Annotated in this window: 25 protein-coding genes and 8 tRNA genes; 9 read left to right on the forward strand and 24 right to left on the reverse strand. The window is 60.6% G+C overall.

Annotation, left to right across the window (positions count from 1 at the left end; genetic code table 11):
- Positions 1-103 precede the first annotated feature (103 nt).
- From msrB to HH213_RS00625, 5 genes are read left to right on the forward strand one after another with little or no spacing between them, the layout of a single operon-like run.
- Positions 104-589 carry a peptide-methionine (R)-S-oxide reductase MsrB gene (gene msrB / locus HH213_RS00605; RefSeq protein WP_169110122.1) on the forward strand — a complete coding sequence of 162 codons (486 nt, stop codon included), beginning with the start codon at positions 104-106 and terminating at the stop codon, positions 587-589.
- Positions 590-604: 15 nt separating this feature from the next.
- Positions 605-2515, forward strand: a complete 1911-nt coding sequence (locus tag HH213_RS00610) for a cytochrome c biogenesis protein DipZ (RefSeq protein WP_169110124.1) — start codon at positions 605-607, stop codon at positions 2513-2515.
- 14 nt (positions 2516-2529) lie between these two features.
- On the forward strand, positions 2530-3231 hold the full coding sequence (gene msrA / locus HH213_RS00615; protein WP_169110126.1) for a peptide-methionine (S)-S-oxide reductase MsrA: 702 nt from the start codon (positions 2530-2532) through the stop codon (positions 3229-3231).
- Between the two features lie 57 nt (positions 3232-3288).
- Positions 3289-3933: a hypothetical protein gene (locus HH213_RS00620; protein ID WP_169110128.1), complete on the forward strand. Its 645-nt coding sequence runs from the start codon at positions 3289-3291 to the stop codon at positions 3931-3933.
- A gap of 19 nt (positions 3934-3952) precedes the next feature.
- Positions 3953-4675, forward strand: a complete 723-nt coding sequence (locus tag HH213_RS00625; protein ID WP_169110130.1) for a TOTE conflict system archaeo-eukaryotic primase domain-containing protein — start codon at positions 3953-3955, stop codon at positions 4673-4675.
- On the opposite strand, the gene HH213_RS00630 is transcribed toward HH213_RS00625, so the two are convergent.
- The 3 genes from HH213_RS00630 to earP all read right to left on the reverse strand — a co-directional run bounded on the left by HH213_RS00630 (position 4672) and on the right by earP (position 8206).
- A complete protein-coding gene (locus HH213_RS00630) occupies positions 4672-6255 on the reverse strand; it encodes an amidase (protein ID WP_169114876.1) in 1584 nt (527 codons plus the stop codon). The two genes, HH213_RS00625 and HH213_RS00630, sit on opposite strands and share 4 nt — an antisense overlap.
- A 134-nt stretch (positions 6256-6389) precedes the next feature.
- Complete coding sequence (locus HH213_RS00635; RefSeq protein ID WP_110848779.1) at positions 6390-6965, reverse strand: elongation factor P; 576 nt, start codon at positions 6963-6965, stop codon at positions 6390-6392.
- A 122-nt stretch (positions 6966-7087) separates the two neighbouring features.
- Positions 7088-8206 carry an elongation factor P maturation arginine rhamnosyltransferase EarP gene (earP, locus tag HH213_RS00640; RefSeq protein ID WP_169110132.1) on the reverse strand — a complete coding sequence of 373 codons (1119 nt, stop codon included), beginning with the start codon at positions 8204-8206 and terminating at the stop codon, positions 7088-7090.
- A 151-nt stretch (positions 8207-8357) separates the two neighbouring features.
- Here earP and HH213_RS00645 point away from each other — a divergent pair, with 151 nt between their 5' ends.
- The 3 genes from HH213_RS00645 (at position 8358) to HH213_RS00655 (ending at position 11939) form a co-directional block, all read left to right on the forward strand.
- A complete protein-coding gene (locus HH213_RS00645) occupies positions 8358-9494 on the forward strand; it encodes a hypothetical protein (protein ID WP_169110134.1) in 1137 nt (378 codons plus the stop codon).
- 89 nt (positions 9495-9583) lie between these two features.
- Entirely contained in the window at positions 9584-9886 is a 303-nt protein-coding gene (locus HH213_RS00650; RefSeq protein WP_110848782.1) for a hypothetical protein, read from the forward strand.
- A gap of 10 nt (positions 9887-9896) precedes the next feature.
- The gene (locus HH213_RS00655; RefSeq protein ID WP_169110136.1) at positions 9897-11939 is read left to right on the forward strand and encodes a S8 family serine peptidase; all 2043 of its coding nucleotides are present in this window, start codon (positions 9897-9899) and stop codon (positions 11937-11939) included.
- Positions 11940-11984: 45 nt separating this feature from the next.
- On the opposite strand, the gene HH213_RS00660 is transcribed toward HH213_RS00655, so the two are convergent.
- From HH213_RS00660 to HH213_RS00740, 18 genes are all read right to left on the reverse strand, one after another.
- Positions 11985-12059, reverse strand: a tRNA-Glu gene (locus tag HH213_RS00660).
- Between the two features lie 37 nt (positions 12060-12096).
- Positions 12097-12172: transfer RNA gene (locus HH213_RS00665), tRNA-Glu, on the reverse strand.
- A 102-nt stretch (positions 12173-12274) separates the two neighbouring features.
- Positions 12275-12991, reverse strand: coding sequence for an MgtC/SapB family protein (locus HH213_RS00670; protein WP_110848784.1), 717 nt, complete (start codon positions 12989-12991; stop codon positions 12275-12277).
- Between the two features lie 314 nt (positions 12992-13305).
- A complete protein-coding gene (locus HH213_RS00675; RefSeq protein ID WP_169110138.1) occupies positions 13306-13536 on the reverse strand; it encodes a hypothetical protein in 231 nt (76 codons plus the stop codon).
- A gap of 106 nt (positions 13537-13642) precedes the next feature.
- Positions 13643-14470 carry a HEPN domain-containing protein gene (locus HH213_RS00680; protein ID WP_169110140.1) on the reverse strand — a complete coding sequence of 276 codons (828 nt, stop codon included), beginning with the start codon at positions 14468-14470 and terminating at the stop codon, positions 13643-13645.
- Positions 14471-14475: 5 nt separating this feature from the next.
- Complete coding sequence (locus HH213_RS00685; RefSeq protein ID WP_169110143.1) at positions 14476-15663, reverse strand: DUF262 domain-containing protein; 1188 nt, start codon at positions 15661-15663, stop codon at positions 14476-14478.
- Positions 15664-15901: 238 nt separating this feature from the next.
- Entirely contained in the window at positions 15902-16192 is a 291-nt protein-coding gene (locus tag HH213_RS00690) for a hypothetical protein (RefSeq protein ID WP_169110144.1), read from the reverse strand.
- Positions 16193-16214: 22 nt separating this feature from the next.
- Positions 16215-16610: a YunG family protein gene (locus HH213_RS30750; RefSeq protein WP_443093324.1), complete on the reverse strand. Its 396-nt coding sequence runs from the start codon at positions 16608-16610 to the stop codon at positions 16215-16217.
- 4 nt (positions 16611-16614) lie between these two features.
- A complete protein-coding gene (locus HH213_RS00695) occupies positions 16615-16974 on the reverse strand; it encodes a hypothetical protein (protein WP_169110146.1) in 360 nt (119 codons plus the stop codon).
- A 133-nt stretch (positions 16975-17107) separates the two neighbouring features.
- A tRNA-Glu gene (locus HH213_RS00700) sits at positions 17108-17183 on the reverse strand.
- A 34-nt stretch (positions 17184-17217) separates the two neighbouring features.
- A tRNA-Ala gene (locus HH213_RS00705) sits at positions 17218-17293 on the reverse strand.
- A gap of 44 nt (positions 17294-17337) precedes the next feature.
- Positions 17338-17413: transfer RNA gene (locus HH213_RS00710), tRNA-Glu, on the reverse strand.
- Positions 17414-17449: 36 nt separating this feature from the next.
- Positions 17450-17525, reverse strand: a tRNA-Ala gene (locus HH213_RS00715).
- A 41-nt stretch (positions 17526-17566) separates the two neighbouring features.
- Positions 17567-17642: transfer RNA gene (locus tag HH213_RS00720), tRNA-Glu, on the reverse strand.
- Between the two features lie 35 nt (positions 17643-17677).
- Positions 17678-17753 (reverse strand) — tRNA-Ala (locus tag HH213_RS00725).
- Between the two features lie 85 nt (positions 17754-17838).
- Complete coding sequence (gene gltX / locus HH213_RS00730) at positions 17839-19248, reverse strand: glutamate--tRNA ligase (protein WP_169110148.1); 1410 nt, start codon at positions 19246-19248, stop codon at positions 17839-17841.
- Positions 19249-19278: 30 nt separating this feature from the next.
- A complete protein-coding gene (locus tag HH213_RS00735; RefSeq protein ID WP_110848792.1) occupies positions 19279-19686 on the reverse strand; it encodes a VOC family protein in 408 nt (135 codons plus the stop codon).
- Positions 19687-19812: 126 nt separating this feature from the next.
- Complete coding sequence (locus HH213_RS00740; protein WP_169110150.1) at positions 19813-20928, reverse strand: alanine racemase; 1116 nt, start codon at positions 20926-20928, stop codon at positions 19813-19815.
- Between the two features lie 60 nt (positions 20929-20988).
- Between HH213_RS00740 and HH213_RS00745 the strand changes: the two genes are divergently transcribed.
- Positions 20989-21960: an ornithine cyclodeaminase family protein gene (locus tag HH213_RS00745; protein ID WP_169110152.1), complete on the forward strand. Its 972-nt coding sequence runs from the start codon at positions 20989-20991 to the stop codon at positions 21958-21960.
- Between the two features lie 4 nt (positions 21961-21964).
- Here HH213_RS00745 and HH213_RS00750 read toward each other — a convergent pair whose 3' ends face one another.
- From HH213_RS00750 to apbC, 3 genes are read right to left on the reverse strand one after another with little or no spacing between them, the layout of a single operon-like run.
- A complete protein-coding gene (locus HH213_RS00750) occupies positions 21965-22576 on the reverse strand; it encodes a TetR/AcrR family transcriptional regulator (protein ID WP_169110154.1) in 612 nt (203 codons plus the stop codon).
- On the reverse strand, positions 22576-22965 hold the full coding sequence (locus HH213_RS00755) for a DUF4399 domain-containing protein (protein WP_110848795.1): 390 nt from the start codon (positions 22963-22965) through the stop codon (positions 22576-22578). The genes HH213_RS00750 and HH213_RS00755 overlap by 1 nt, the downstream gene beginning before the upstream one ends.
- Before the next feature lie 14 nt (positions 22966-22979).
- On the reverse strand, positions 22980-24068 hold the full coding sequence (gene apbC, locus HH213_RS00760) for an iron-sulfur cluster carrier protein ApbC (protein WP_169110156.1): 1089 nt from the start codon (positions 24066-24068) through the stop codon (positions 22980-22982).
- Positions 24069-24163: the final 95 nt, after the last annotated feature.

Genomic DNA, 24163 nt, shown 5'->3' on the forward strand with positions numbered 1-24163 from the left:
CCAGCGATGAAAAGTATCACAAATCGTTTACGTTTACGTGAGGATTTTGTCAGCACTGGGAGCGCAGAATGGCTCCATCGTCATTCCACCTACGGAGACCAGCATGACAACCAGACGTTCTTTCCTGCTCACCAGCGGCGCCGCCCTGCTGGCCAGCATCGCCTACCGCAGCACCATCGCCGGCCCTGCCGCCGCATGGGAAGTCACCCACACCGACGCCGAATGGCGTGCCCTGCTCTCGCCGGCCCAATACGAGGTGCTGCGCAAGCATGGCACCGAACGGCCGTTCAGCAGCCCATTGTACAAGGAGCATCGCGCCGGCAAATTCCTATGCGCCGGCTGCCAGAATCCGCTGTTCTCGTCCAGGAACAAGTTCGATAGCGGCACTGGCTGGCCGAGCTTCTGGAAACCGCTGGACCGTGGCGTGATCACCAGCCGCACCAATGCGCTTGGCCTGTACGGCGTGGAAGTGGTGTGCCGCCGCTGCGGCAGCCATCTGGGCGACGTGTTCGACGACGGCCCGGAACCGACCGGCCTGCGCTACTGCATCGACGGCGTCGCACTCAATTTCGCCGCCGGCGAAGCCTGATAAGGAGATCACCTCATGTTACTGATACTGCTTGCTTATCTCGGCGGCGCACTGACCATCGTCAGCCCATGCATTCTGCCGGTGCTGCCGTTTGTGTTTGCCCGAACAGGCCAACCGTTCGCCCGTAGCGGCCTGCCGCTGCTGGCCGGGATGGCGCTGACCTTTGCGCTGGTCGCCACGCTGGCTGCCGTCGGCGGCGGCTGGGTGGTGCAAGCCAACCAGTACGGCCGCTGGCTGGCACTGGCGCTGATGGCCTTCTTCGGCCTGACCTTGCTGCTGCCGCATCTGGCAGATCGCCTGACCAAGCCACTGGTGGCGCTGGGCGACCGGCTCTCCAACAAGGCGCAGCAGGCTGACGCCTCGGGCGAAGGTGCAACGGGCGCGCGCTCGTCATTCCTGCTCGGCGTGGCGACCGGCTTGCTGTGGGCGCCGTGCGCCGGGCCGGTGCTGGGCCTCGTGCTGACCGGCGCTGCGCTCAATGGCGCCAGCGTCGGCACCACGCTGCTGCTGTTGGCGTATGCAGCCGGCGCCGCCACTTCCTTGGCACTGGCGCTGCTGGTCGGCGGTAAAGTCTTCAGCGCGATGAAGCGTTCGCTGGGCGCCGGCGAGTGGGTCCGCCGTGGCCTGGGCGCTGCGATGCTGGCCGGCGTGGCAGCCATCGCCACAGGCCTGGACACCGGCCTGCTGACGCAAGTCTCGACCGTCGCCACCGCAGGCGTGGAGCAAAAGCTGATCGATACGCTGGCCCCGCGCAGCAATCCGGAGCACGGCAACCTGCCCGCCCAAGGAGGCGCCATGATGCGCAGTGCAGCAGCGGCCCGCAGCGACGACGTTGCGCCGGGCGGCGCGATGATGTCGCGTGCCGCCATGGTTGGCGACGCCGCCGGGCCTGCCATGCGGGCCATGCGCGCCGCGGCGCACGGCAACGACGAACTGCCGGTCGAAGGCAAGCTGCCGCAGTTGGACGGCGCGGTCGAATGGTTGAACTCCAAGCCACTGACTGCCGCGCAGCTGAAAGGCAAAGTGGTGCTGGTCGACTTCTGGACCTACTCGTGCATCAACTGCTTGCGCAGCCTGCCCTACACCAAGGCCTGGGCCGAGAAGTACCGTGACCAGGGCCTGGTGGTGATCGGCGTGCACGCGCCGGAATTCGCCTTCGAGCGCAACGTCGGCAATGTGCGCAAGGCGGTCAAGGACCAGGGCATCACCTTCCCGGTGGCGATCGATAACGATTATGCGATCTGGCGCGCCTTCGGCAACCAATACTGGCCCGCGCATTACTTCATCGACGCCCAGGGCCGCATCCGCCACCACCACTTCGGCGAAGGCGAGTACGCGCAGTCGGAACAGGTCATCCAGCAACTGCTGGAAGAAGCTGGCCGAAAGAACGTGACCAACACCGTGGTCAGCACGGAGGACGCGCACGGCGTGCAGCAGCAGTCGGACATGGGCTCGGTCGGATCGCCGGAGACCTATCTCGGCTTCGAGCGCACCCAGAATTTCGCCTCGCCGGAAACACAGGCGGCCAACGCCGCCCGTCAATACACGGCGCCTGCCAAGCCGGCACTGAACCAGTGGGGCCTGGGCGGCAACTGGCTGTCGCAGGCGGAGCAGATCACGCTGAACCAGGGCAGCGGCAGTATCGTCTACCGCTTCCATGCGCGTGACCTGCATCTGGTGCTGGGGCCAACCAAAGACGGCAAGCCGGTGCGCTTCCGCGTGACCATCGACGGCGCCGCACCGGGCCAGAACCACGGCGCCGATGTGGCGTCCGACGGCAGCGGCATCGTCGACAGCCAGCGCCTGTATCAGCTGGTGCGGCAAACGGGCAATCAAACGGGTAATGCCGGCGATGTCGGCGACCACACCTTCAACATTGAATTCCTCGATCCCGGCGTACAAGCCTACGCCTTCACCTTCGGTTAAACAGGAGCATCACCATGAAAAACCTTGTACTGAAAATCGGCGCACCAATCGCCCTCGTCGTCGGCGTCATCTTCCAGCAGCACGCCGCGTCGGCGGCGGAAGCAGCGGTCATCATCGCGCCGCCGGTGGTGGACGAACCGGCCGGCAGCGAACACTCGGCCACCGCCATCTTTGCCGGCGGCTGCTTCTGGGGCGTGCAAGGCGTGTTCCAGCACGTGAAAGGCGTCAGCAACGCCATCTCCGGCTACACCGGCGGCGACGCGCGCACCGCCACCTACGAGATGATCGAAAACGGCGACACCGGCCATGCGGAATCTGTGAAGATCACCTACGATCCAACGCAGGTCAGCTATGGCAAGCTGCTGCAAATCTTTTTCTCGGTGACGCACGATCCCACCACCTTGAATCGCCAGGGCGGCGACGTCGGCACGCAATACCGCTCCGCCATTTTCCCGCAAACGCCGGTGCAGCGCGCGGTGGCCGAGAAGTATATCGCCCAGCTGGACGCCTCGCACGTATTCAAGAAGCCGCTGACGACCAGGATCGAAACGGACAAGAAGTTCTACGTGGCCGAGTCCTACCACCAGAATTACCTGACGCTGCATCCGACCGATCCCTACATCGTTTATAACGACTTGCCAAAAGTGTCAAATCTAAAGCGCGTGCTGCCGGACCAGTATCGCGCGGATGCGGTCCTGGTGCGCAAGGCTATGTAGCGCCGCCTCTTGCGTGAGAATGCTAAGCTGCGCGGCATCATTCACGCAGGAGAGGTCATGTCTAACCGCGTTTATTTCTACTGCTCCGATTTTGCCGGTCTGCCCGACGACGACAAGGACTTCGACGCTTTCAGTGACGCTAGCGGCATCGAATACGAAGCCAGTTACACGATTCCGCTGTTCTGGCTTGCTTTGTTCTCCGCCGGCGACATTGCGCTGGCAAAGCAGAATGACCTGGACGAGGAAGACCGCAAGTACGCCTACCTGTTTGGCGACAAGGCGGCGGGCGTCGAACGCCTGCGCGCGTTGTCGCCGGCCATGCGCGCCGCACTGGGTTCCAGGCGCTTCGCCCTGTACGAGGAGTGGATCGGCCGGATTGCAGCCGAACCTTTCCAGCACATGCTGGTGCGCACGGTGGAACTGGACTGGATGGACGACGAAGGCGAATTGGAACGCCAGCTGCGCGCAGCCTTCGACGACCTGGAACATGCGCGCCAGACCGGCGAACTTCGGCTTGGCGACGCAATGCGAAATCTCATCAGCGTGTCGGCCAGCGAAAGCCTGGAGCAGATCGAGGGCTTCCGGCTGGCCGGCACCGCCAACGCATCGGACGAATGGCCGCCACGCCTGACGCCCTCGCCACCACCGTCCCCATCGGACCCGCCGAGGAAGAAATCCCGATGGCTCTTCTGGCTGCGCTGACATCGGCGATAATGCAGGCATGGACAAATTAATTTCAGAACTGAGAAGGCTGTTCCTGCTCAACGCCGACAATCACCAGCGCCTGCAGCATCACCTGCGCGGCGAGGCGACGTTTGCCTTCGACCTGGCGCAGGACGGCATGACGCGCGCCATCGTCATCGATTTTCACAAGGCTTCCGGCGAACAGCACTGGCTGCGACTGTGCGAGGTGGCCAATGCGCTGCAATCGGATCTGGATTTGCCGGCGCCGGCGGTTAGCGTGTCGGGCGGCGAGAGCTATCGTCTGTGGCTGTCGCTGGCATCACCCATCTCCACCGAGCGCGCGCGCCAGTTCCTGGCCTTGCTGCACAAGGCTTACTTTGAAGACGAGGCGATTGATTTGGGCCGCACGGTCGTAGAACTGCCGCCATGCCTGCACGTCGCCACCGGCTTGTGGGCGTCGTTCATCAATCCGGGTATGGGCGGCGCGCTGGCCGAAGACCTGGGCCTGGAAATGCCACCAAACGAATTATCGCAGGCGGCCTTTCTGGAAAAGCTGCATTGCATCAGCGACGAAGCATTCGCGCACGCGATGGACACGCTGCAACGCCGTCACACCGCCGTCAAAGCCGCGCCAGCGCCTGTGCCGTCAGCCGCCACGCCACAAAGCCTGCTGCTGAAAGACGCCACGCTGGAAGACATCGTCAAACACCTGCATGCGCTGGGCATCGAGCCCACCTTCCGCCACGTACTGAAAAACTAGCGCACCGCCAGCGATACGCTCGGCGGGAACTGCGGCGCGCGCCGGTGCAGCGTCGCCTGTTCATAGGCATACGCCATGCGGATCAAGGCGGCCTCGCTGTAGGCCGCGCCGACAAACGACAGGCCCACCGGCAGTCCATGTATATGCCCGGCCGGCACCGTGATGTGCGGATAACCCGCCACCGCCGCCGGCGACGAGAAGCCGCCGACAAAATGGTCGCCGTTGATGAAGTCCGTCAGCCACGCCGGGCCGCCGGTCGGCGCCACCAGTGCGTCGAGCTGGTGCTGCTTCATCACCTGGTCGATGCCTTCCGCGCGCGCGTAGCGGCGGTTGTTGGCCAGCGCCTCCTTGTAGGCCGGCGTTTCCAGATTGCCCTTGGCCTGCGCCTGCTCCAGGTACTCCTGCCCGAAGTAAGGCATCTCCTGCTGCCGATGCTTCTGGTTGAAGGCAATCACGTCGGCCATATTGGACACCGGCGCGTTCGGCGCATACTCCTTCAGATACGCCTCCAGATCGGTCTTGAATTCATACAGCAGCACCTCGGTTTCGCTGTCGCCATACTTGCCGACATTGGGCACTTCGGTATCGACCAGCACCGCGCCTTGCGCCTTCAGGTCCAGCAACGCTTTTTCGATGACCGCATCCAGTTCCGGGAGATGGCCGAAGAAATTACGCGCCACGCCGATGCGCGCGCCCTTCAAGCCGCCTTTGTCCAGCGCCGCGCGGTAGTCGCCAGCCTTGCCGACGCTTTCCGACGTCACCGGATCCTTCGGGTCCACGCCTGCCATCGCCGACAGCATCAAGGCCGCATCGGCGACGCTGCGCGCCATCGGGCCGGCGGTGTCCTGCGAATGCGCGATCGGGATAATGCCGCTACGGCTGACCAGCCCCAGTGTCGGCTTGATGCCCACCAGCCCGCAAATCGACGCCGGCGACACGATCGAACCATCGGTCTCGGTGCCCACCGCCAGCGTCGCCAGGCCGGCCGCAATCGCCGCGCCGGAGCCGGAACTGGACCCGCTGCAATTGCGGTCCAGCGCATAGGGATTCAAGGTTAAGCCACCGCGCCCGCTCCAGCCGCTGATGGAATTGGTGGAGCGCATATTGGCCCACTCGCTCAAATTGGTCTTGCCGATGATGACCGCGCCGGCCGCCCGCAGCTGTGCCGTCACATGCGCATCGCGCGCGGCGCGCACGCCGGCCAGCGCCAGCGAACCGGCGGTGGTGCTCATGCGGTCGCCGGTGGCGATATTGTCTTTCAGTAGAACGGGGATGCCGTGCAGCGGGCCGCGTACGCGCTTGAGGTTGCGCTCGCGGTCCATGTCCAGCGCGATTTTCAGCGCTTCCGGATTGATTTCAATGATGGCGTTGAGCCGCGGGCCCGCCTTGTCGATAGTCTTGATGCGCGCCAGATACTGCGACGTCAACGAATGCGAGGTCAGCTTGCCGGCCTCCATCATCTGCTGCTGCTCCCAGACGCCGGCGTCCAGGATGCCGCCGGTGCCCAGCGTCTTGGCCACTGCGCCACCCGCGACAGCGCCTGCCGCCAGCCCAATTTTTACGAAATCCCTGCGGTCCATGCCATCCTCGTGGTTGAATTGCATTTGTTGCGTTGCATTAATATATCAGCAGGTTGCAACTTCCACCACAAAAATTGATGAAAAAAAAAGCACACCGGCTTGCGCGGGTGTGCCTTTTTTGCAAAAACGTCGTATTAGTTGCGTACGACCTTCTTGAATTCGTTAGTGCGGGTGTCGATTTCGATCAGGTCGTCTTGCGAAACGAACAGTGGCACCTGGATCGAGAACTGCTTCGATTCGATGGCGTTTTCGATTTTCGCTTCTTTGGTCACGTTGCCCGAAGTGTTGCCTTTAACTGCAGGCTCCGAGTACACGATCTGACGCTGGATGGTGGTTGGCAGTTCGACCGAGATGGCTTTGCCATCGTAGAACACGGCTTCACATTCCATGCCGTCTTTCAGGTAGTTCAGCGACTCACCCAGATTTTCTTCTTCGATTTCGTACTGTTCGTAGTCAGCGTCCATGAACACGTACAGTGGATCGGCGAAGTACGAGTAGGTCACTGGCTTTTTGTCCAGAACCACGACGTCGAACTTGTCGTCACCGCGGAAGACGTTTTCCAGCGGTGCGTTGGTCAGCAGGTTCTTCATCTTCCACTTGTAGGTGAAGCCCGTGCGGCTCGAACCATTGACATCGGAGCGCAGCACGATGAATGGCTTAGCGTCAACCATAATGATATTGCCAACACGAATTTCTTTTGCAGGTTTCATAGTAATTCTACTTAATAAGGTGGTTGCGTAAAGATCATCGTCGCCACGCAGGCTTACGTTTGATCGGGTAAAAAATGCGTCAGAGATTAACCCGGCATTGTACCTTGTTTTTCCGGCAGCGCCTATCTCAGCGTGGCTGCAAACGACAGCATATTGCTGGCCAGATCGCCGTGCGCCAGCATTTTCTGCCGCCATTCGGCGGCGCGGACGGTGGCAACGGCGCGCTCCCCTCCCAGCGCGCCCCATAGGGCGGACCAGTCGTCGCCATTCGCGGCGGCGCCGTTCCAGGCCAGCGAGAACGCGGCCAGGCCAGGCAGCTCGCCGGCGTAGCGTTGCAGGAAGGCGCGCAGCTTCTTGTGATGCAGGTTTTCGTCCTGCGGGTAGATATGCCAGATGAACGGCTTGCCTGCCCACTGCGCGCGCACGAAGGAATCCTCGCCGCGCACGAAATTCAAATCGCAAGCCCACAGCAGCTTGTCGTAATCCGGCTGCGGCACGAAGGGCAGCACGCGCAGCGTCAGCGCGCCATGCCTGGCAACCTCGCCCGCCTTGCCCTCGCCGCCGGTGAAGGCGCGCACGGCGTCGGCCGCCACGCCTTCCGGCACCAGGCAGGCGACCGGCGCAGCGCCTTGCTGCCAGACCTCGAACAACGCCGCCACCGGCGCATGCGGATAGCAGAACAGTGACACCTTGGTGGCCGCGATCTCGTCCGGCGTCAGGCCCAGTTGCTGGAGGAACGGCGCCGGCGCGAATTGCAGGCGTTCTTGTTCCAGCGCCGCCTCGCGCAGCAGGCCGCCGGTTTTTTCGGTAAAGCCCGGGAAGAAGAAATGCTTGACCAGCGACTGCGGCTGCGACGACGGCAGGCGGTGGCAGCCCTCCACCCACTCCTCGGCCGTCAGCCCTTCCAGGTTGAACCACACGGGACGCGGCTGGCGCTGCGCCATGGCGTTAATGTAGCCCGGCGGCAGATCGACCGCGAAAAATTCGACCACAATGTCCGCCACCTCGTCCGGCGTGTAGACATCGTCCTGGCTGCGCCAGTGACGCACGGTGACGCCCTCCACTTGCTGCTGTTCGACGGCCGCGTCCACCGGCGGGCAGATGCGCTGGAAGCTGACCAGGTCGTCGACATACAGCGTCACCGCCAACTGATGCTCACGCACAAGCTGTTTGGCGAGACGCCAGCAGATGCCGATGTCGCCGTAATTGTCGACCACGCGGCAGAACAGGTCCAGTTTCATATGTGTGCAGGCAGAAAAAATCGAGGCTGGATGATACCTGATTACCGCGCAACGGCCACCAAGAATACCAAAACTTCATGCATCGCGCCCAGTCCAATCCTTCCAGCGTGGCCCCCTGGCCCGCTGCAGTCACCAACAACAAGGAGATGTCATGAACGAGTTTCAACAATACTATGGACAACAAATCGCACCACAGCAATACGGCGAGCTCGCCCCGCAAGGTTTCTTCGGTGGTCTGATCGGCGCCCCGCTGGGCGGCCTGATTGGTCGCGGCATCGGCGGCCTGTTCGGCAATGCCAACCTGGGCCGCCAGATCGGCTCGGCCGCCGGCGGCATTGGCGGCGGGCTGCTGCCGTTCGGCGTCGATCCGGTTGCTGCCGCCTATGCGCAGCAAGCACAACAACAGCAACTGCTGCAACAAGCCCAGCTGGCGCAACAAGGCCTGGCCCCGCAAGGCTGGTTCGGCAACATCATCAAGAGCGTGGCGCAGCCGCTGGGCGGCGCGATTGGCGGCGCGTTTGGTAACGCCGGCCTGGGCAACACCATCGGCGGCATCGCCGGCCAGCTGGGCGGCATGCTGCCGTTTGCCGCCGATCCGGTGACGCAAGCCTATGCGCAGCAAGCACAACTACAACAGCTGCAACAACAAGGCCTGGCGCCGCAAGGCTGGTTCGGCAACATCATCAAGAGCGTCGGCCGTCCACTGGGCGGCATGATCGGCGGCGCACTGGGCAATGCGGGCCTGGGCAATACTATCGGCGGCATTGCCGGCCATCTGGGCGGCATGCTTCCCTTCGCCGCCGATCCGGTCGCGCAGGCCTACGCGCAGCAGGAAGCACTGATGCAGCAGCAAGGCATCGCCCCGCAAGGCTGGCTGGGCGACCTGATGCGCAAATACCGTCCATATACCGGCATCATCAGCCCCACCGTGCCGGTGCCGCCGCAATCGACCATGCTGCCGTTCAGCGCCGACCCCGTCACCCAGGCCTACGCGCAGGGCCAGCAGGACGTACTGGCGCAACAAGGCCTGGCGCCGCAAGGCTGGTTCGGCAACATCATCAAGAGCGTGGCGCAGCCGCTGGGCGGCGCGATCGGCGGCGCCTTCGGTAACGCCGGCCTGGGCAACACCATCGGCGGCATCGCCGGCCAACTGGGCGGCATGCTGCCGTTCGGCGTCGATCCGGTGACGGCCGCCTACGCACAACAAGCACAACAGGCACAGCTGGCGCAACTGGCGGCGGCACAGCAAGGCAACAGCGCGCTGTACGGCCAGCAAACCCTGCATTGATCACGGCAGCGCCCGGACGCGGGCGCGCGCCAATTTGCCCTCCGGCGGCCCGGCTGCCGGAGGGCGCTGTGCTTTAAGGAGAATTCCTCATGCCCGAAACCTCAAGCGCCACGCAAGCGATGCCGGACAAGGCCCGCTTCCTGGTTCATGCCGCGCGTGGCGCGCCGCTCAACGACTTCCTGGCGGTGGCGTCCACCGATCCCGAGATCGCCGTGGTCGACGTCATCGGCCCGCGCGACCAGCCGCACACGGCGGTCGTGGAAATCACTCAGGACAAGGCGCGCCTGCTCGATCAGCACTTCCGCCGCACCGGCACGCCGTCGCACCAATTGACCATAGAACCGGACCGCCCGCTCTCCATGTTCGACGGCGGCGCAGTCGATCCCTTTTGAAAGGAACATCATGCCTAAAAATCCCAATGGCGGCAGCACACCGCCGTCAGACCTTCCCTCCACCAGCGATGGCGACAGCGCCTCGCCGGTGGAAAGCAGCAATCCCGGCAGCCGCCGCTCTGGCTTCAGCGCCAGCAGCAGCAGCAGCAGCAGCGACACGCGCGCTGCCGACACGGTGGCCATTGGCGCCGACGGCGAGTCTGCGCCGCACAGCAACGGCCACGCCGGCGGCACCGGCCACGCCATCGGCGCGCGCAAAAAACAATTCGTCATCGCCCCGCGCCACCAGACCGAAGCCTTGCAGACACTGGGCTTCCAGCCTTTGCAGTTCGACGCGCTGGAACAGGCGCTACGCAACAGCAACGATATCGAGGTGGTCGATAAGGTCGGTCCGCGCTCGGTGCTGAGCGCGCTATCCGACGGCAGCGGCTCGTCGCAAGGCGTGCTGGTGGCGCGCATGACGGAGCAGAAAGCCGCCGCGCTGCATCAGCAAGGCCAGGGCCGCCTGCTGGTCGAGCGCGACCAGCATCTGGCGCTGATGGACCCGTCGCTGCGCCTGCCCGCCATGGTCACCGGCGTGACGCCGACCAATGGCGGCGGACCGGTGCTCAACGCCGTCATCAGCGTGGTCGGCAAGGATGGCACGCCGCAGGCCAACGCCGAAGTGTCGCTGTTCGGCAGCATGCTGCCCGCCAGCGGCGTGACCGACGCCAACGGCCGCGTGACCTTGTCGCTGTTCGGCGAAACGCCCGACACCGTGCGCGGCCTGTACGTCAAGCCCAAGGCCGACTATTGGAGCTTCTACCAAAGCGATCCCGACATCAGCAGCGACGAGCCGAACGTGGTGGCGCTGCGTGCGCTGTCCGATTGGCCGGCGCTGTCTGGCTTCCCGCGCCAGCGCTGCTACGGCTGGGGCCAGAAGGCCATGCGGCTCGATCAACTGCCCGGCAACTATCGCGGCCAGGGCGTGAAGATCGCCATCATTGATTCCGGCGCCGCCACCTCGCACGACAACCTGCACGGCATCCACGCCGGCTTCGATGTGCTCAACAAGCAAAGCAACCCGGACGGCTGGGACCAGGACACGCTGGGCCACGGCACCCACTGCGCCGGCGTGATCGCGGCGGCCGACATCGCGTCCGGCATTCGCGGCTTCGCGCCGGATGCGGAAGTGCACGCCTGCAAACTGTTCCCCGGCGGCCAGGTCAGCCAGCTGATCGACGCACTGGAATACTGCATCGACAAGCAGATCGACGTGGTCAACCTGTCACTGGGCGGCGCCGACGTCTCGGAGGCGCTGGAGCAGCAGATCATCCGCGCCAAGCGCGCCGGCGTGGCGTGCATTGTCGCGGCCGGCAATTCGGGCGGACCGGTGCAGTACCCGGCCTCGTCGCCCAACGTGCTGGCGGTGTCGGCCATCGGCAAGCTGGACGAATTCCCGGCCGACAGCTACCACGCGCAGACGCTGGACAGCAATGTCGACGCCAACGGCTACTTTACGGCCAAGTTCAGCTGCTTCGGACCGCAGGTGGGCGTGTGTGCGCCGGGCGTAGCGATTACCTCGTGCGTGCCGCCGAATAACTTCGCCGCCTGGGACGGCACCTCGATGGCCACGCCGCACGTGACCGGACTGGCGGCGCTGACGGTGGCACATCATCCCGACTTCCAGACCGCGCAGTATCAGGCGCGCGGACCGGAGCGGGTCGAGCGGCTGTTCCAGATCATCCGCGCCAGCGCGCACCGCGTCAGCTTGGGCGACCAGAGCCGCACCGGGTTCGGTTTGCCGGATGTGTTGTTGGCGGTGGGATTGCAAACGCCGGCCGCGCGGCCGGCGATGCAGCCGCAGCAGATGATGGGACCGATGGTTGCGCCACTCGTCGCACCGATGATTGCACCACTGATGGCGGCGCCGCTGATGGCGCAGGCGCCGGTGTACGATCCGTTCGCGTTCGACGTCGCGCGTACGCACTTGGGCAACTTCGGCATGCAGTGGCCGCAGCTGCACGTGGGCCAGTTCCCGATCCCGAAACCGTACAACCCGATCATGTGGTGAGCCCGGAAATGCAAAAAGCCGCACAAGGCGGCTTTTTGCATGATTTGGCGTCCCCAGGGGATTCGAACCCCCGTACTCACCGTGAAAGGGTGATGTCCTAGGCCTCTAGACGATGGGGACAGAAACTGTCCGTACTGGCCGCTTGGAAATGTCGCGTTGGCGTCCCCAGGGGGATTCGAACCCCCGTACTCACCGTGAAAGGGTGATGTCCTAGGCCTCTAGACGATGGGGACATTTCCAAGGCGCGAATCATAGCAGCAGCCTACCGCGAACGCAATAGCCAAGCCGGTTTTTGCTGAAAAAACACAGCAAGATTGGCATCGCCGCAACGTTGCCTATTCAGCGGTGCTGGGACTCCAGAATGCCTGGCGCACGAAAGGCAGCGCCTGCAGCTGCGCGACCAGCAGATCCAGGTCATCGCCGTCCACCGACGTGCTGGCCAGCGTTGCCTCGATCTCCACTTCGTCATTGCCAAAGGGATGCAGATTAAGCGCGCGGGTCGGATAGTTGCCGCGCTCCAGCGCCTGCTCCAGCTGCGCCATCACGGTTTTCTGATGCGGCCTTTCCGCGATGACGTAGACGATATTGGTTACCTCAACCGATTCGACATCAATCGGCTTGCGGTTGATCTGATTGACTATCGGTCGCAGCAGCGTATTGGCGGCCAGCACAAACAGCGCGGCCAGCACCGCTTCGAGGATCAGATCGGCGCCTGCGGCAGCACCGACGCAGGCCGAACCCCACAGCGTCGCCGCCGTATTCAGCCCGCGGACGTTGCCGTCTTCCCGCATGATCGCGCCGGCGCCGAGAAAACCGATACCCGATACCACGTAGGCAATCACATGCACCGCGCCCTCATGCCCTTGCAGGCGATTAGCCATATCGACAAACATCGCCGCACCGACCGCGACCAGCACATTGGTCCGCAGGCCAGCAGTGCGCTGCCGATACTGCCGCTCCAGCCCAATCACGCCGCCCAGCACAAACGCCACGCCGAGCGACACCAGCGTATCGAGCAACGAATCCAGATTGATATTGGCGACCATCTGCATGATGAAGACTCTACGCCGACTAAGAGCCGACAGCGAAAAGAATCCACATTACTTTGCCAAGATGACGGGAACATGACGTCGCTGAATTGGCCGTTCTACGGAGTTCCCAGTTTAATGGGAGCGCAATATTTCGCAACCACAGCATCAAGGCATAGAAGCGCATCTGGCCCACGTAGAGAAATATTCTTTAACCTAATGGTCACGACCGGCCGCTTACGCCCCATTGCGGACACTTGCTGAGAGGTGTGTTCATGCCATGCCGGACGGACTTATTCCAAGCGCGCGCCCCAAATTTGGCGAGCCTAAAATATTAGTTAGGATACCAAAGGATTTCGAATTATCGGAAAATAGGCCCCGTGCATGACGCCGATGATGCCCATGGGGCGCAGGCGCGATCCCCCGAGGCCGGATCTTGGCGCGGCTTGCGCGACTTCGGCGCCCAGCGCCGCAAAGTCCACATGGGCTCCAGCAGTCGCAGTACATCGCCAAAGCTTGTTCAGCTTCGCTTCGCGCTCCTGGTCTGCAAACAAGCTGGTTTTGATCATCGGAAGGTCACCTCGAAAACCCTACTTCAACAGATTGACGTTGTACCTTATTGATTCCTATAGTTCCCAATTTGCGGAAATGAGGTTATTCGAGGTCCCCAGAGTACTACTTTTCAACAGCCTCCACCTTTGGTTCGTTTGCCTCAGGAATACACAAAGTTACCTCATACACAGTGGCTAATTCGGCCATAGATCGGGACAAAACCCGAAGGAAACTAATGTACTCCCGCAGTGATTCCACGGACGGCCAATCGAATTCGCCGGAAGGATGAGCGATTCGATTTCGCAAATCCATAAGATCATTGAGTTTGCGCTTTGCATTGGCTTCAACCTTCGCTGAGTCAGCCTCTTGAAAAAAGGCTTTTAGGGCAACTTGCGCTGAAACCTGTGCCCATATATTTGAGGCACCAATTCTTCCAAACAAGTCTGCCAACACATCCGCACGCATGTTCGACTCTGTCACGGAAAGACATTCATGATTTATTCGCTCGACTGCTGCATTAACAGCAAGATTGGAGGCAAGTGTAGTTACAAAAGTCCGGACGCCATTTTCGGCATGTCCGTACTTGCGCGGCTCAGAGATAACTTTCGCGGTGAATAGAGGAAGGTTCTCGCGCATTTTCTTAGGAAGACGAGCAAAACGTCCGGCTTTTGCTACTAGTCGCTGACAAAGATCTTCAAAAAGTACGCGAGTCATAGACTCAAAACGGCCACAGGCATAAAGGATTAAAGTTCCGCTGGCTAAAGGTAAGTTTCCATGAATCCGTTTGGCACCTTCATGAACCATTTTGGCCTCTATCCCAAATGGTTCAGTTAATAATGGATCATCTTCGCTAGGTAAATAGGCTGTAAACTTTCGAATTACTTCGATGAAATCTAGCTGCGCGGATACTTTATCTAAGTCACCTTCGAAGTCTTTAATGATTGGATCCATAGCGTTCATCCGACCAAGATAGTTGTAGCGAGTGCGACGCGCTCTTTAATGGCCTCCAAAGTGTTACCTCGCCCGACGAGTATTTCATATTTCTCTGGCTCTGCGAGTGCGGCGGCTAGCCGTTCCTTAATCGCAACAGAATCGATATCGAGATCTATCATTGGGTTAGCGTTGGCAGCAACCAAAATCGCATCATACAGCGGACGGCTGGGCCGGCCATCTGGGAGTAGATGGAAGTGAGAACTAAGAGCACGCGTTATCCGCAGAAGTGTGCCAAGGAAGTCTGACTTTAACAGATCAACTTGGCTCACCGTTAAGGTGCTGTACCGTTCCATTGTCCGATCAAAAATCTGTCGTAGTGAACCCTTTGTCTTTCCTGCGACAGCATCCCTAATGCCAAAGAAACGCAGAACTAATTCACAGTCCATCATTGATCGATATAAGGTATTTCGCAGTAACTCTGTCGCTGGTTGCTCGTCTTCTTTCGGAGTACGCTTGGGAATTTTCCACAGGTCGCAGAAAAGCTCTTCTCGCGACAACTCATGAAGCGCGGTATTAAATATTCCGGGGTATAGTGCATTCCGTAGCTCTTGGGGATTCAGTTTAATACCACCAGTATTCAATCGTCGAAATAGGACAAGTCGAATATCTACAGAGTCTTCGGATCGTGACGTTTCAGCGAGTAAAACAACTGCATTTAACGTACGTCGAAGTAATCCGCGTTGGACTGTCCCGGGTAGATCAGTAAAACGTTTGCCTTGAAGCTCTGGCCAGAACTCAAGCCCGGTTAGCGGGTATTTATTGTCCAAAAATTCCGAAATGGCCTCTAATCGTTGGCGTCCATCCATTATCTCGTACTGGTTGTAATCCTTCTCAAACAGAAATAATGGAGGAACTGGAATATTCATCAAAAATGATTCAATAAGCAGAGATTTTTTTCGTCTATCCCACCGAGCGCGCCGCTGGTAACCTGGGGCAATATTAATGTACGATTTGTCTTTAATCGATGCAACAAGTGTATGGAGAGTAAAATCGAGACTAGTTCGAACAATGCGGATTTGTGTATCTGCATATTTTTGAGAAAGCTCTTCGTCGCTAAGAACAGCTTCTGGCCCGTCAGCCTCCTCAGCCTCAAACCAATCCTCAATATCGTTATCGGAAAGTGAATTAACAGTCAGCTCGCTTTGGGTCATTCTATACCTTGGATTTTTAAATGTAAGTGGCGCCAAGTGGCGTAAATTAGGACAATTCAAATTTAAAATGCGTTATTTTATTGATGACACGCTAAAGCATTGAGTAAATGGGCAAAGGAGTACCACCAGGGCGTCTACGGTCCAGCCACTTGTACTTGGTCGCTCAACCATATAGTCAAACTTAAGGTATCTGGCTGCTCCTGGCCGATTTCGGTTGCTGCCTTGCAGCCTTCCTGGTTCAACAATCGAGTCCTTTGCACTTGCCGACCAACCCAACATCAAGAACAGCACCTGCATCTTGGACAGCACCCATGGTCATTTCAACCTGCTTGTATGGAACATCTTTCTCTAGCACCAAATGAATAGTTGCGCCCCTCTTCGATACCAGGGCCGCTGCGAGGTCTGTTCTGGAAGTATAAGTATTGCCTTCGAAATTAGCCCCTGACTTGGAAATAGAGATGTCAGCCACGTTGCCTTGGGTGGCACAACCAGAAATCACCAGCGATAAAAGTAAAATGAGATTTTTCATCCTGTACCTTGCCGATTGAGACCTAAGCTTGCAGGTAGTCATCAACCCGCTTTAACAGCAATGCACAGCGCAATCGGGTCGCTTCACTATCATTCAATTCTTGACGCTCGAGGACTGCGAATTCTCGAACGATGGAACCAGCCGGAAACTGCTGCCAGCTTAGATCAATGTGATACCAATCGTCGCCAACGCGGAGCCCATTCCAGAAATGGACCTCTAGCGATTTTCCAGTCCACACCTTTCCCTTGATGATTTCTGTCTCGGGATAGTAATGCTGCACGGTCCACGACGTTGGATAGCATTGGCCGAGGGCCGGATTTCCTATTTCTGCCACTCCCAGATAAGCGGTTTGCCTATCCCAGGAAGCAGCGAGTGCATCCCGAAGGCGAAGCATGAAGTCGTGGGGGCGGCGCTCCATTGTTCTACGCGATGAAGGCGCCAATCAGGCCACCAATAACACATGCAACAAAGAGGAGGCAGAAATAACCAAGCACACGCCCCACTGCACGCATGCGGAATCCAGATTCATTGCTTTGCACTACGTACAGCGGAATTGCCAACGGGGCGATGGCGATCACGCCTACGCTTAACCAAAATGTGCGCTTGAATCCTTTTTGGATACTGTCTATCCGATACCAACTGAATATGACGATGCTGGCAATCAGTCCTGAAACCAAAGGCCACCACGAAGGCTCCGGCGTATGACGAGCAGCAAAAATTCCACTCACCACACCTAAAAAAACAAACCACACAAGCAGGGAAATTTCGATTTTTCTTTTCATGGCAACAGCCTACCATGTTGCAATCAAGAAAAAATGCACAAATTGTCACACAGATGGCGACAAGCAAGCAGAAGGAAGGATGTTTGGTGGGCCTAGAAAACAAAAAAGCCGCTCTAAGCGGCTTCATCATTTTTGGCGTCCCCAGGGGGATTCGAACCCCCGTACTCACCGTGAAAGGGTGATGTCCTAGGCCTCTAGACGATGGGGACCTTGGAACTACGGCTTACTATCATCTCCGTGCGTTGGTGGAGGTAAGCGGGATCGAACCGCTGACCTCTTGCATGCCATGCAAGCGCTCTCCCAGCTGAGCTATACCCCCTGGCACAGAAACTATTGACTACTACCGACCAGCCTTGGCGAAGCTGGCGTCCCCAGGGGGATTCGAACCCCCGTACTCACCGTGAAAGGGTGATGTCCTAGGCCTCTAGACGATGGGGACCTCGGAACTACGGCACTACGATCATCCTCTGTGCGGTGGTGGAGGTAAGCGGGATCGAACCGCTGACCTCTTGCATGCCATGCAAGCGCTCTCCCAGCTGAGCTATACCCCCTCTGGCACAGATTATTTACTACTCACCAGCCTTGGCGAAGCTGGCGTCCCCAGGGGGATTCGAACCCCCGTACTCACCGTGAAAGGGTGATGTCCTAGGCCTCTAGACGATGGGGACCTTGGCACTACTACGGTACTACAACCTCTGCAAACTGGTGGAGGTAAGCGGGATCGAACCGCTGACCTCTTGCATGCCATGCAAGCGCTCTCCCAGCTGAGCTATACCCCCGTTTGCGCGAGAGACAAGAGTATAGCAGAGGCGCCGTATTATGCAAATACCCTTTTGCAACTTTGCCCCTGCTTCAATGAATTAATTAAATGAACTTTGCCAGGCGCGCGACAACCGCATCGCGGCCGAAGATTTCCAGTACCGCGTCAATCGCCGGCGTCTGCAACTGGCCGGTAATAAAGAGGCGCAACGGCATCGCGATCTGCGGCATCTTCAAACCATGCGCAGCCAGCACTTCCTTGATCATCGCGGCGATCGCCGCCTTGTTCCACTCGACCGTTTTGCAACGTTCGGCGAAGTCGGCCAGCGCTGGTTTGATGGCGTCGGTGACGTGCTGAGTCAGCAGCGCAGCGTCCGGCTGCGGCTCGCGGTAGAACAGCATGGCGGCGTCGGCCAGTTCGTTGACGGTATTGGTGCGCTCCTTCAGCAGCCCCAGCACCACGGCCAGCGACGGCGCGCCTTCCAGCACGGCGCCGTTGGCCAGCATGCGCGGCTTGGCCAGCTCGGCCAGACGCTCGTTGTCGGCCTGCTTAATATAGTGGTTGTTCAGCCAGTTCAGTTTTTCGATGTTGAACTGCGCCGCCGAGTTGGACAGGTGCGAACCGTCGAACCAGCCGCACACCTGCTCCATCGAGAACACTTCCTCGTCGCCGTGGCTCCAGCCCAGGCGCGCCAGGTAGTTCAGGATGGCTTCCGGCAGATAGCCTTCGGCCGGGTATTGCATGACGTTGACCGCGTCTTTGCGCTTGGACATCTTGGCGCCGTCCGAACCCAGAATCATCGGCAGGTGGCCGTACTCCGGCAGCGGCGCACCGATGGCGCGCAGGATGTTGATCTGGCGTGGCGTGTTGTTGACGTGGTCGTCGCCGCGCAGCACGTGGCTAATTTCCATATCCAGGTCGTCGATGGCGACGCAGAAGTTATAGGTCGGCGTGCCGTCGGTGCGGGCAATGACCAGATCGTCCAGCTCTTTATTGCCGATGGTGATGGTACCTTTGACGAAATCGTTCCAGGTCACTTCGCCGTCCAGCGGGTTCTTGAAGCGGACCACCGGTTTGCGGCCTTCCGGAATCGCCGGCAGGGTCTTGCCCGGCTCTGGACGCCAGGTGCCGTCGTAGCGCGGCTTCTGGCCAGCGGCGGTGGCGCGGTCGCGCATCGCCTGCACTTCTTCCGGCGACGAGTAGCAGTGGTAGGCGGTGCCGGCTTCCAGCATCTGGCCCACCACTTCGCGGTAGCGGTCCATGCGCTGCATCTGGTAGAACGGACCTTCGTCGTGATTCAGACCCAGCCACGCCATGCCTTCGATAATCGCTTGCACGGCTTCCGGGGTCGAGCGTTCCAGATCGGTGTCTTCGATACGCAGCACGAAGGTGCCGCCGAAGTGACGGGCGAAGGCCCACGAATACAGCGCCGTGCGGGCGCCGCCGAGGTGGAGGTAGCCGGTCGGGCTGGGTGCGAAACGGGTACGGACTGGCTTGGCTGGTGCGTTGGTCATCGGAGTGAAAGCTGAGATATATAAAGAATGCTATTTTACCGCGTCGGCGAGGGCTTGGCGCTCAAAGCTGGCGCGGTACTTCTCGTGGGCGTCGGCACGGGTGTTCATTTCGAACAGCAGGCCGCCGGGCGCCTCGCAGAAGAAGCGTGAGCCGCGCTCGTGCTGAAACATCCCGGTCTTCATCGTGACGCCCTGCGCCAGCAAGTGCTGGTACAGCTCGCTGACCGCGTCCACCGACGGCAGCTCGAAGCCGAGGTGGAAGTTGTGCGGCCACACCACGGTATGGTCTTTGGCCTCGATAACGATGTCGAAACCGGCGCGCTTGAGCATTGCCGCCGCCGGGCTGATGAATTCCAGCGAGCAGCCGAGGTGCTGCACAAAGAAGTTGGCGGTGGCTTTAACGTCGCTGGATGGAAAGCTGAGGTGATTGAATTTCATGGTCTGACTCCTGTTGGTGAAGCCATCAGAATACGACCCGGACGTCCTGCCCTCAACTCGCTTTCCGCTCGCAGAAAAGGCTTTTCCGTCAACGACTTAACGCCGCCGCAAACGAATTACTCGCTTTTACCAGCCGCTGAAGCGCGGCCACACCGGCCAATCGCCGCCGTCTTGTGGAATAACGTGGTACTGCCCATGCTGCGCGCCGGTGGCGCAAGCGTGATTCGGCAGCACGCGCAGGCTGCTGCCAACCGGGAAGCGCTGGACGATGTCCACGCCCGCTTCGCCGCGCCATTGCAGTACGCCGTGCTCCTGGTTGGCCTTGCCGAAGCCGAGGTCAGGAAGCGGCTGGCCCTCGGCATCGCACACCACGCCGTAGCCGTGCTCCTGATGGCCAAGGTCGCGGCTCATCGCCATCCAGCCACCATCGGTGATGACCCAGCCCTGCGCCGGCTGGTGACCAATCACGGTGCACAGCACGCTGATGGCGATCTCGTCCTGCGTGCACACACCCACGTCGGCCATCACCATATCGAAGAACACGTAGACGCCGGCGCGCACTTCCGTCACGCCCTCCAAATGGCGCGCGCTCAGGGCGGTAGGCGTGGAGCCGACGCTGACCACTTCGCACGTATGGCCAGCGCCGCGCAGCAGCATGGCGGCCGCCACGCAACGCGAACGTTCCTGCTCCGCTATCGCTTCCAGCGCTTCCGGCGTGTTCAGGTCGTAGGAGGCGCCAGCATGCGTCATCACGCCCTTGAGGCGGGCGCCGCCATGCAATGCGGCGGCGATGTCCAGCAGTACCGGATCGGCAGGCTTGACGCCGGAGCGGTGGCCGTCGGTATCGATTTCAATCAGCACCTCATAGCTCAGCCCGTGTTCGGCGCCGTGGCGGGCCACCTGCTGCGCCATCGCAACCGATTCCACCAGCAGCATCAGGCGCAGCCCGGCGCGGATCAGCCTCAGCGCGTGGTCCAGCTTGTTTGGCACGATGCCGACTGCATACAGAATATCCTCCACACCCGCGCGGAAGAACTCTTCCGCCTCCTTCAAGGTCGAAACGGTGATGCCATGCGCGCCGGCGGCGATCTGGCGGCGCACCACTTCCAGGCATTTGCTGGTCTTCACATGCGGGCGGAAAGACACGCCCAGCAGGTCCATGCGATTCTGCATGCGTTCGATATTGTTCTGCATGCGGCGCTCGTCCAACAACAGGACTGGGGTTTCCAGGATGTTTTGCATGACCAACTCCTTATTTGCGATAAAATACATTCTATCCAATTTTAGACAAATTAGCCAATCATGCGCAACCAAGCCCAACTTTTGCTTCTGGACCGCGATACCATTAACGACCTGCTCACGCCGGACATGGCGCTCACAGCGGTGAGCACTGCATTCACACTGCAGGGGTCACAGCAGGGACGGATCTTCCCTGTCGTGCGCGAGGCGCTGGCGACCGGCGGCGTGTTTGGCATCAAATCGGGTGATATCGCCAGCCAGGACGTGCTGGGTTTCAAGGCTGCCGGTTTCTGGCCCGCCAACCGCGCACTTGGCGGCGAGCCGCACCAGGCCACAGTGATGCTATTCGACCCGGCCACCGGGCGGCCGCGCTGCATTATGGACGGCAATGCGATCACCACCGCGCGCACTGCGGCGGCGGGCGAACTCGGCTTGCGCATGCTGGCGCGGCAGGATAGCGAAACGCTGTGCGTCTTCGGCACCGGCGTGCAGGCGGTAGCCCAAACAGCGGCAGCGTTGCGCGCCTTGCCTTCGCTGAAAGAGATTCGCTATGTGTCGCACAGCGGCGCGCCGGATGCCGGTTTTGAAGCGAAATTTGCTGCATGGGGCCAGCCCGAACATGCTGCCGATGCCGATGCAGCGGTCGCCGCCAGCGACATCGTCATCACGGCGACGCCGGGCCGAGGGCCGCTGTTCAGCGCAGGCGCGGTGCAGCCGGGGACACACATCAACTGCGTCGGCGCCGATACGCGCGGTAAGCGCGAGCTGCCGGAAGGCTTGCTGCAACAGGCGCGCATCGTCGTGGACGACCAGGCCCAAGCAAGCGCGCTGGGTGAAATGCAATGGGCGACAGGACTGGCATGCGTGCAGATGGGCGACCTGCTGGCTGGCCACGCATCGTTCACGCGCGAACCATCGGATATCACGATCTTCGATATGACCGGCCTGGCCTTGCAGGATCTGGTGCTGGGAGAGTATCTATATAAAGCTGCACAAGGGAATGGCGCGGGCCTGAACGTGGCTTGGCCGTGGTAGCTAGCTAGCCGCCCAGCACGCCAAAGGCTGCCGCGCGCACACGGCGGGCCAGATCCTCCACATCGCGCTCGCCGCGCTGGCCGGCGGCGTCCACCAGACCACGGATGATCACGAACAGATCGGCGGCAGCGACACTGCGGCGCGCATCATCCTGTAAATGCGTCGGCGTGTCGGGCTTGTCGAGCACGATAAGCAGCAGGTCATGAAAGCTGTGCTGCCCTTCCATCGCCGCGCGAATCTCCGGGCGCCCCTCTTCCTGATCCAGCAACCGCGCCAGATTGGGCCGCGTCAGCTGCTGCGCCACGCCGACGTCGATAAAGGCCGTCAACGCCTCGCGCCACGATGGCAGCGCGGCGGCCGCAGCGGCGGCGGCGTGCGCCTTGGCTTCCTCGCGCATCAGCAGCGCCAGGGTCAACGCATCTTTACTAGGGAAATATTGGTACAGCGTGCCGATGCTGGCGCCGGCGCGACGCGCCACGGCATTGGTATTGAATCCTGCCAGCCCCGCCTCTTCCAGCACCAGCGCTGCCGCTTCCAGTATGGCGTCCACCGTGTAGGCGGCGCGGCGCTGGCGTGGGGCTTTGCGCAGGCTCAGTGCGGCGGGCTGCGCGGGCATTACTTGACGGTGACTTTGATTTCCTTGTTCATGCCGGGGCCGTAAGCCTGGTGCAGGCCGTTGGCAAACTGCATGGTCAAGGTGTAATTCCCCGGCGGCAGCGTCAGTTCGGTTTCAGTCTGCCCCTTGCCGAAGTGGATGTGCTTGTCATCCATGGGAATCACTTCGCCGGCCTTGATGGCCGCGGCGTTGATCAGCAAATGATGATGTCCGGTATTGGCGGTCATGTCGCCGGCCGGCTTGACGTCCATGCCGGCCACCGCAAACTTGACCTTGAACGGGCTGCTCACGGTCGCGCCATTGGCCGGTTCGACAAACGACACCGACTGCTGCGCAAACGCCGCAGCGCTGAGCGCCAGCAAGCCCGCCGCCAATACCAATTTCATCATGATAACGCTCCTGTTTAGTCGTTTTTGACGACGATGGTCGGGAACTTGCTGGTCATGTCCTTGGCTTTGTCCGACACCTGGATCGCTACCTTGCGGGCAATCGCCTTATAGATAGCAGCGACCTGGCCGTCAGGATCGGCCACCACGGTCGGCTTGCCGGCGTCAGCCTGCTCGCGGATCGCCATGGTCAGCGGCAGCGCGCCGAGGAAGTCGACGTGGAAGTCCTTGCACATCTTCTCGCCGCCGCCGTGACCGAAGATTTCTTCCGCATGGCCGCAGTTGGTGCAGATGTGCACGCTCATGTTTTCCACGATGCCCAGGATCGGGATGCCGACCTTCTCGAACATCTTCAGGCCCTTGCGCGCATCCAGCAACGCGATGTCCTGCGGCGTGGTGACGATAATCGCGCCGGTGACCGGCACTTTTTGCGACAGGGTCAGCTGGATGTCGCCGGTGCCTGGCGGCATGTCGACGATCAGGTAATCCAGGTCGCGCCAGTTGGTCTGTTCCAGCAGCTGTTGCAGCGCCTGGGTGACCATCGGACCGCGCCATACCATCGGCTCGTCCGGATCGATCAGGAAGCCGATCGACGACACTTGCACGCCGTAGTTCTCCAGCGGCTCCATCGATTTGCCGTCCTTGGTTTCCGGACGACCTTTCACGCCCAGCATCATCGGCTGCGATGGGCCGTAGATATCGGCATCCAGCAGGCCCACCGACGCGCCTTCGGCGGCCAGCGCCAGCGCCAGGTTGACGGCGGTGGTCGATTTACCGACGCCGCCCTTGCCCGAGGCCACGGCAATGATGTTTTTGACATTGACCATCGGCTTCAGGCCGCGCTGCACCGTGTGCGCGAGGATCTTGGTGTACACGCTGACACTGATGTTGCCCACGCCCGGCAAGCTCTTCAGGCCGGCGATGATGCTGGCGCGGATGCCGTCGATCTGGCTTTTGGCTGGGTAGCCCAGTTCGATATCGAGCGAAATATCGCTGCCATCGACCTTTAAATTCTTGACGGCTTTACCCGTAATGAAGTCCTTCGTTGTGTTTGGATCAACAATTTTGGACAGGGCGGCCTTGACGTCTTCTACTGCAATGGTCATGTAACTCTCCGTTAAATATGCCGCCATTCTAGCGCAACCTGCGCAAGTGCCGCATCCGCTGTTAAAATGATCCCTTTCCATCCACAAAGTGCAAC

The sequence above is a fragment of the Duganella dendranthematis genome, assembly GCF_012849375.1.
In the GTDB taxonomy this organism is placed as follows: domain Bacteria; phylum Pseudomonadota; class Gammaproteobacteria; order Burkholderiales; family Burkholderiaceae_D; genus Rugamonas; species Rugamonas dendranthematis.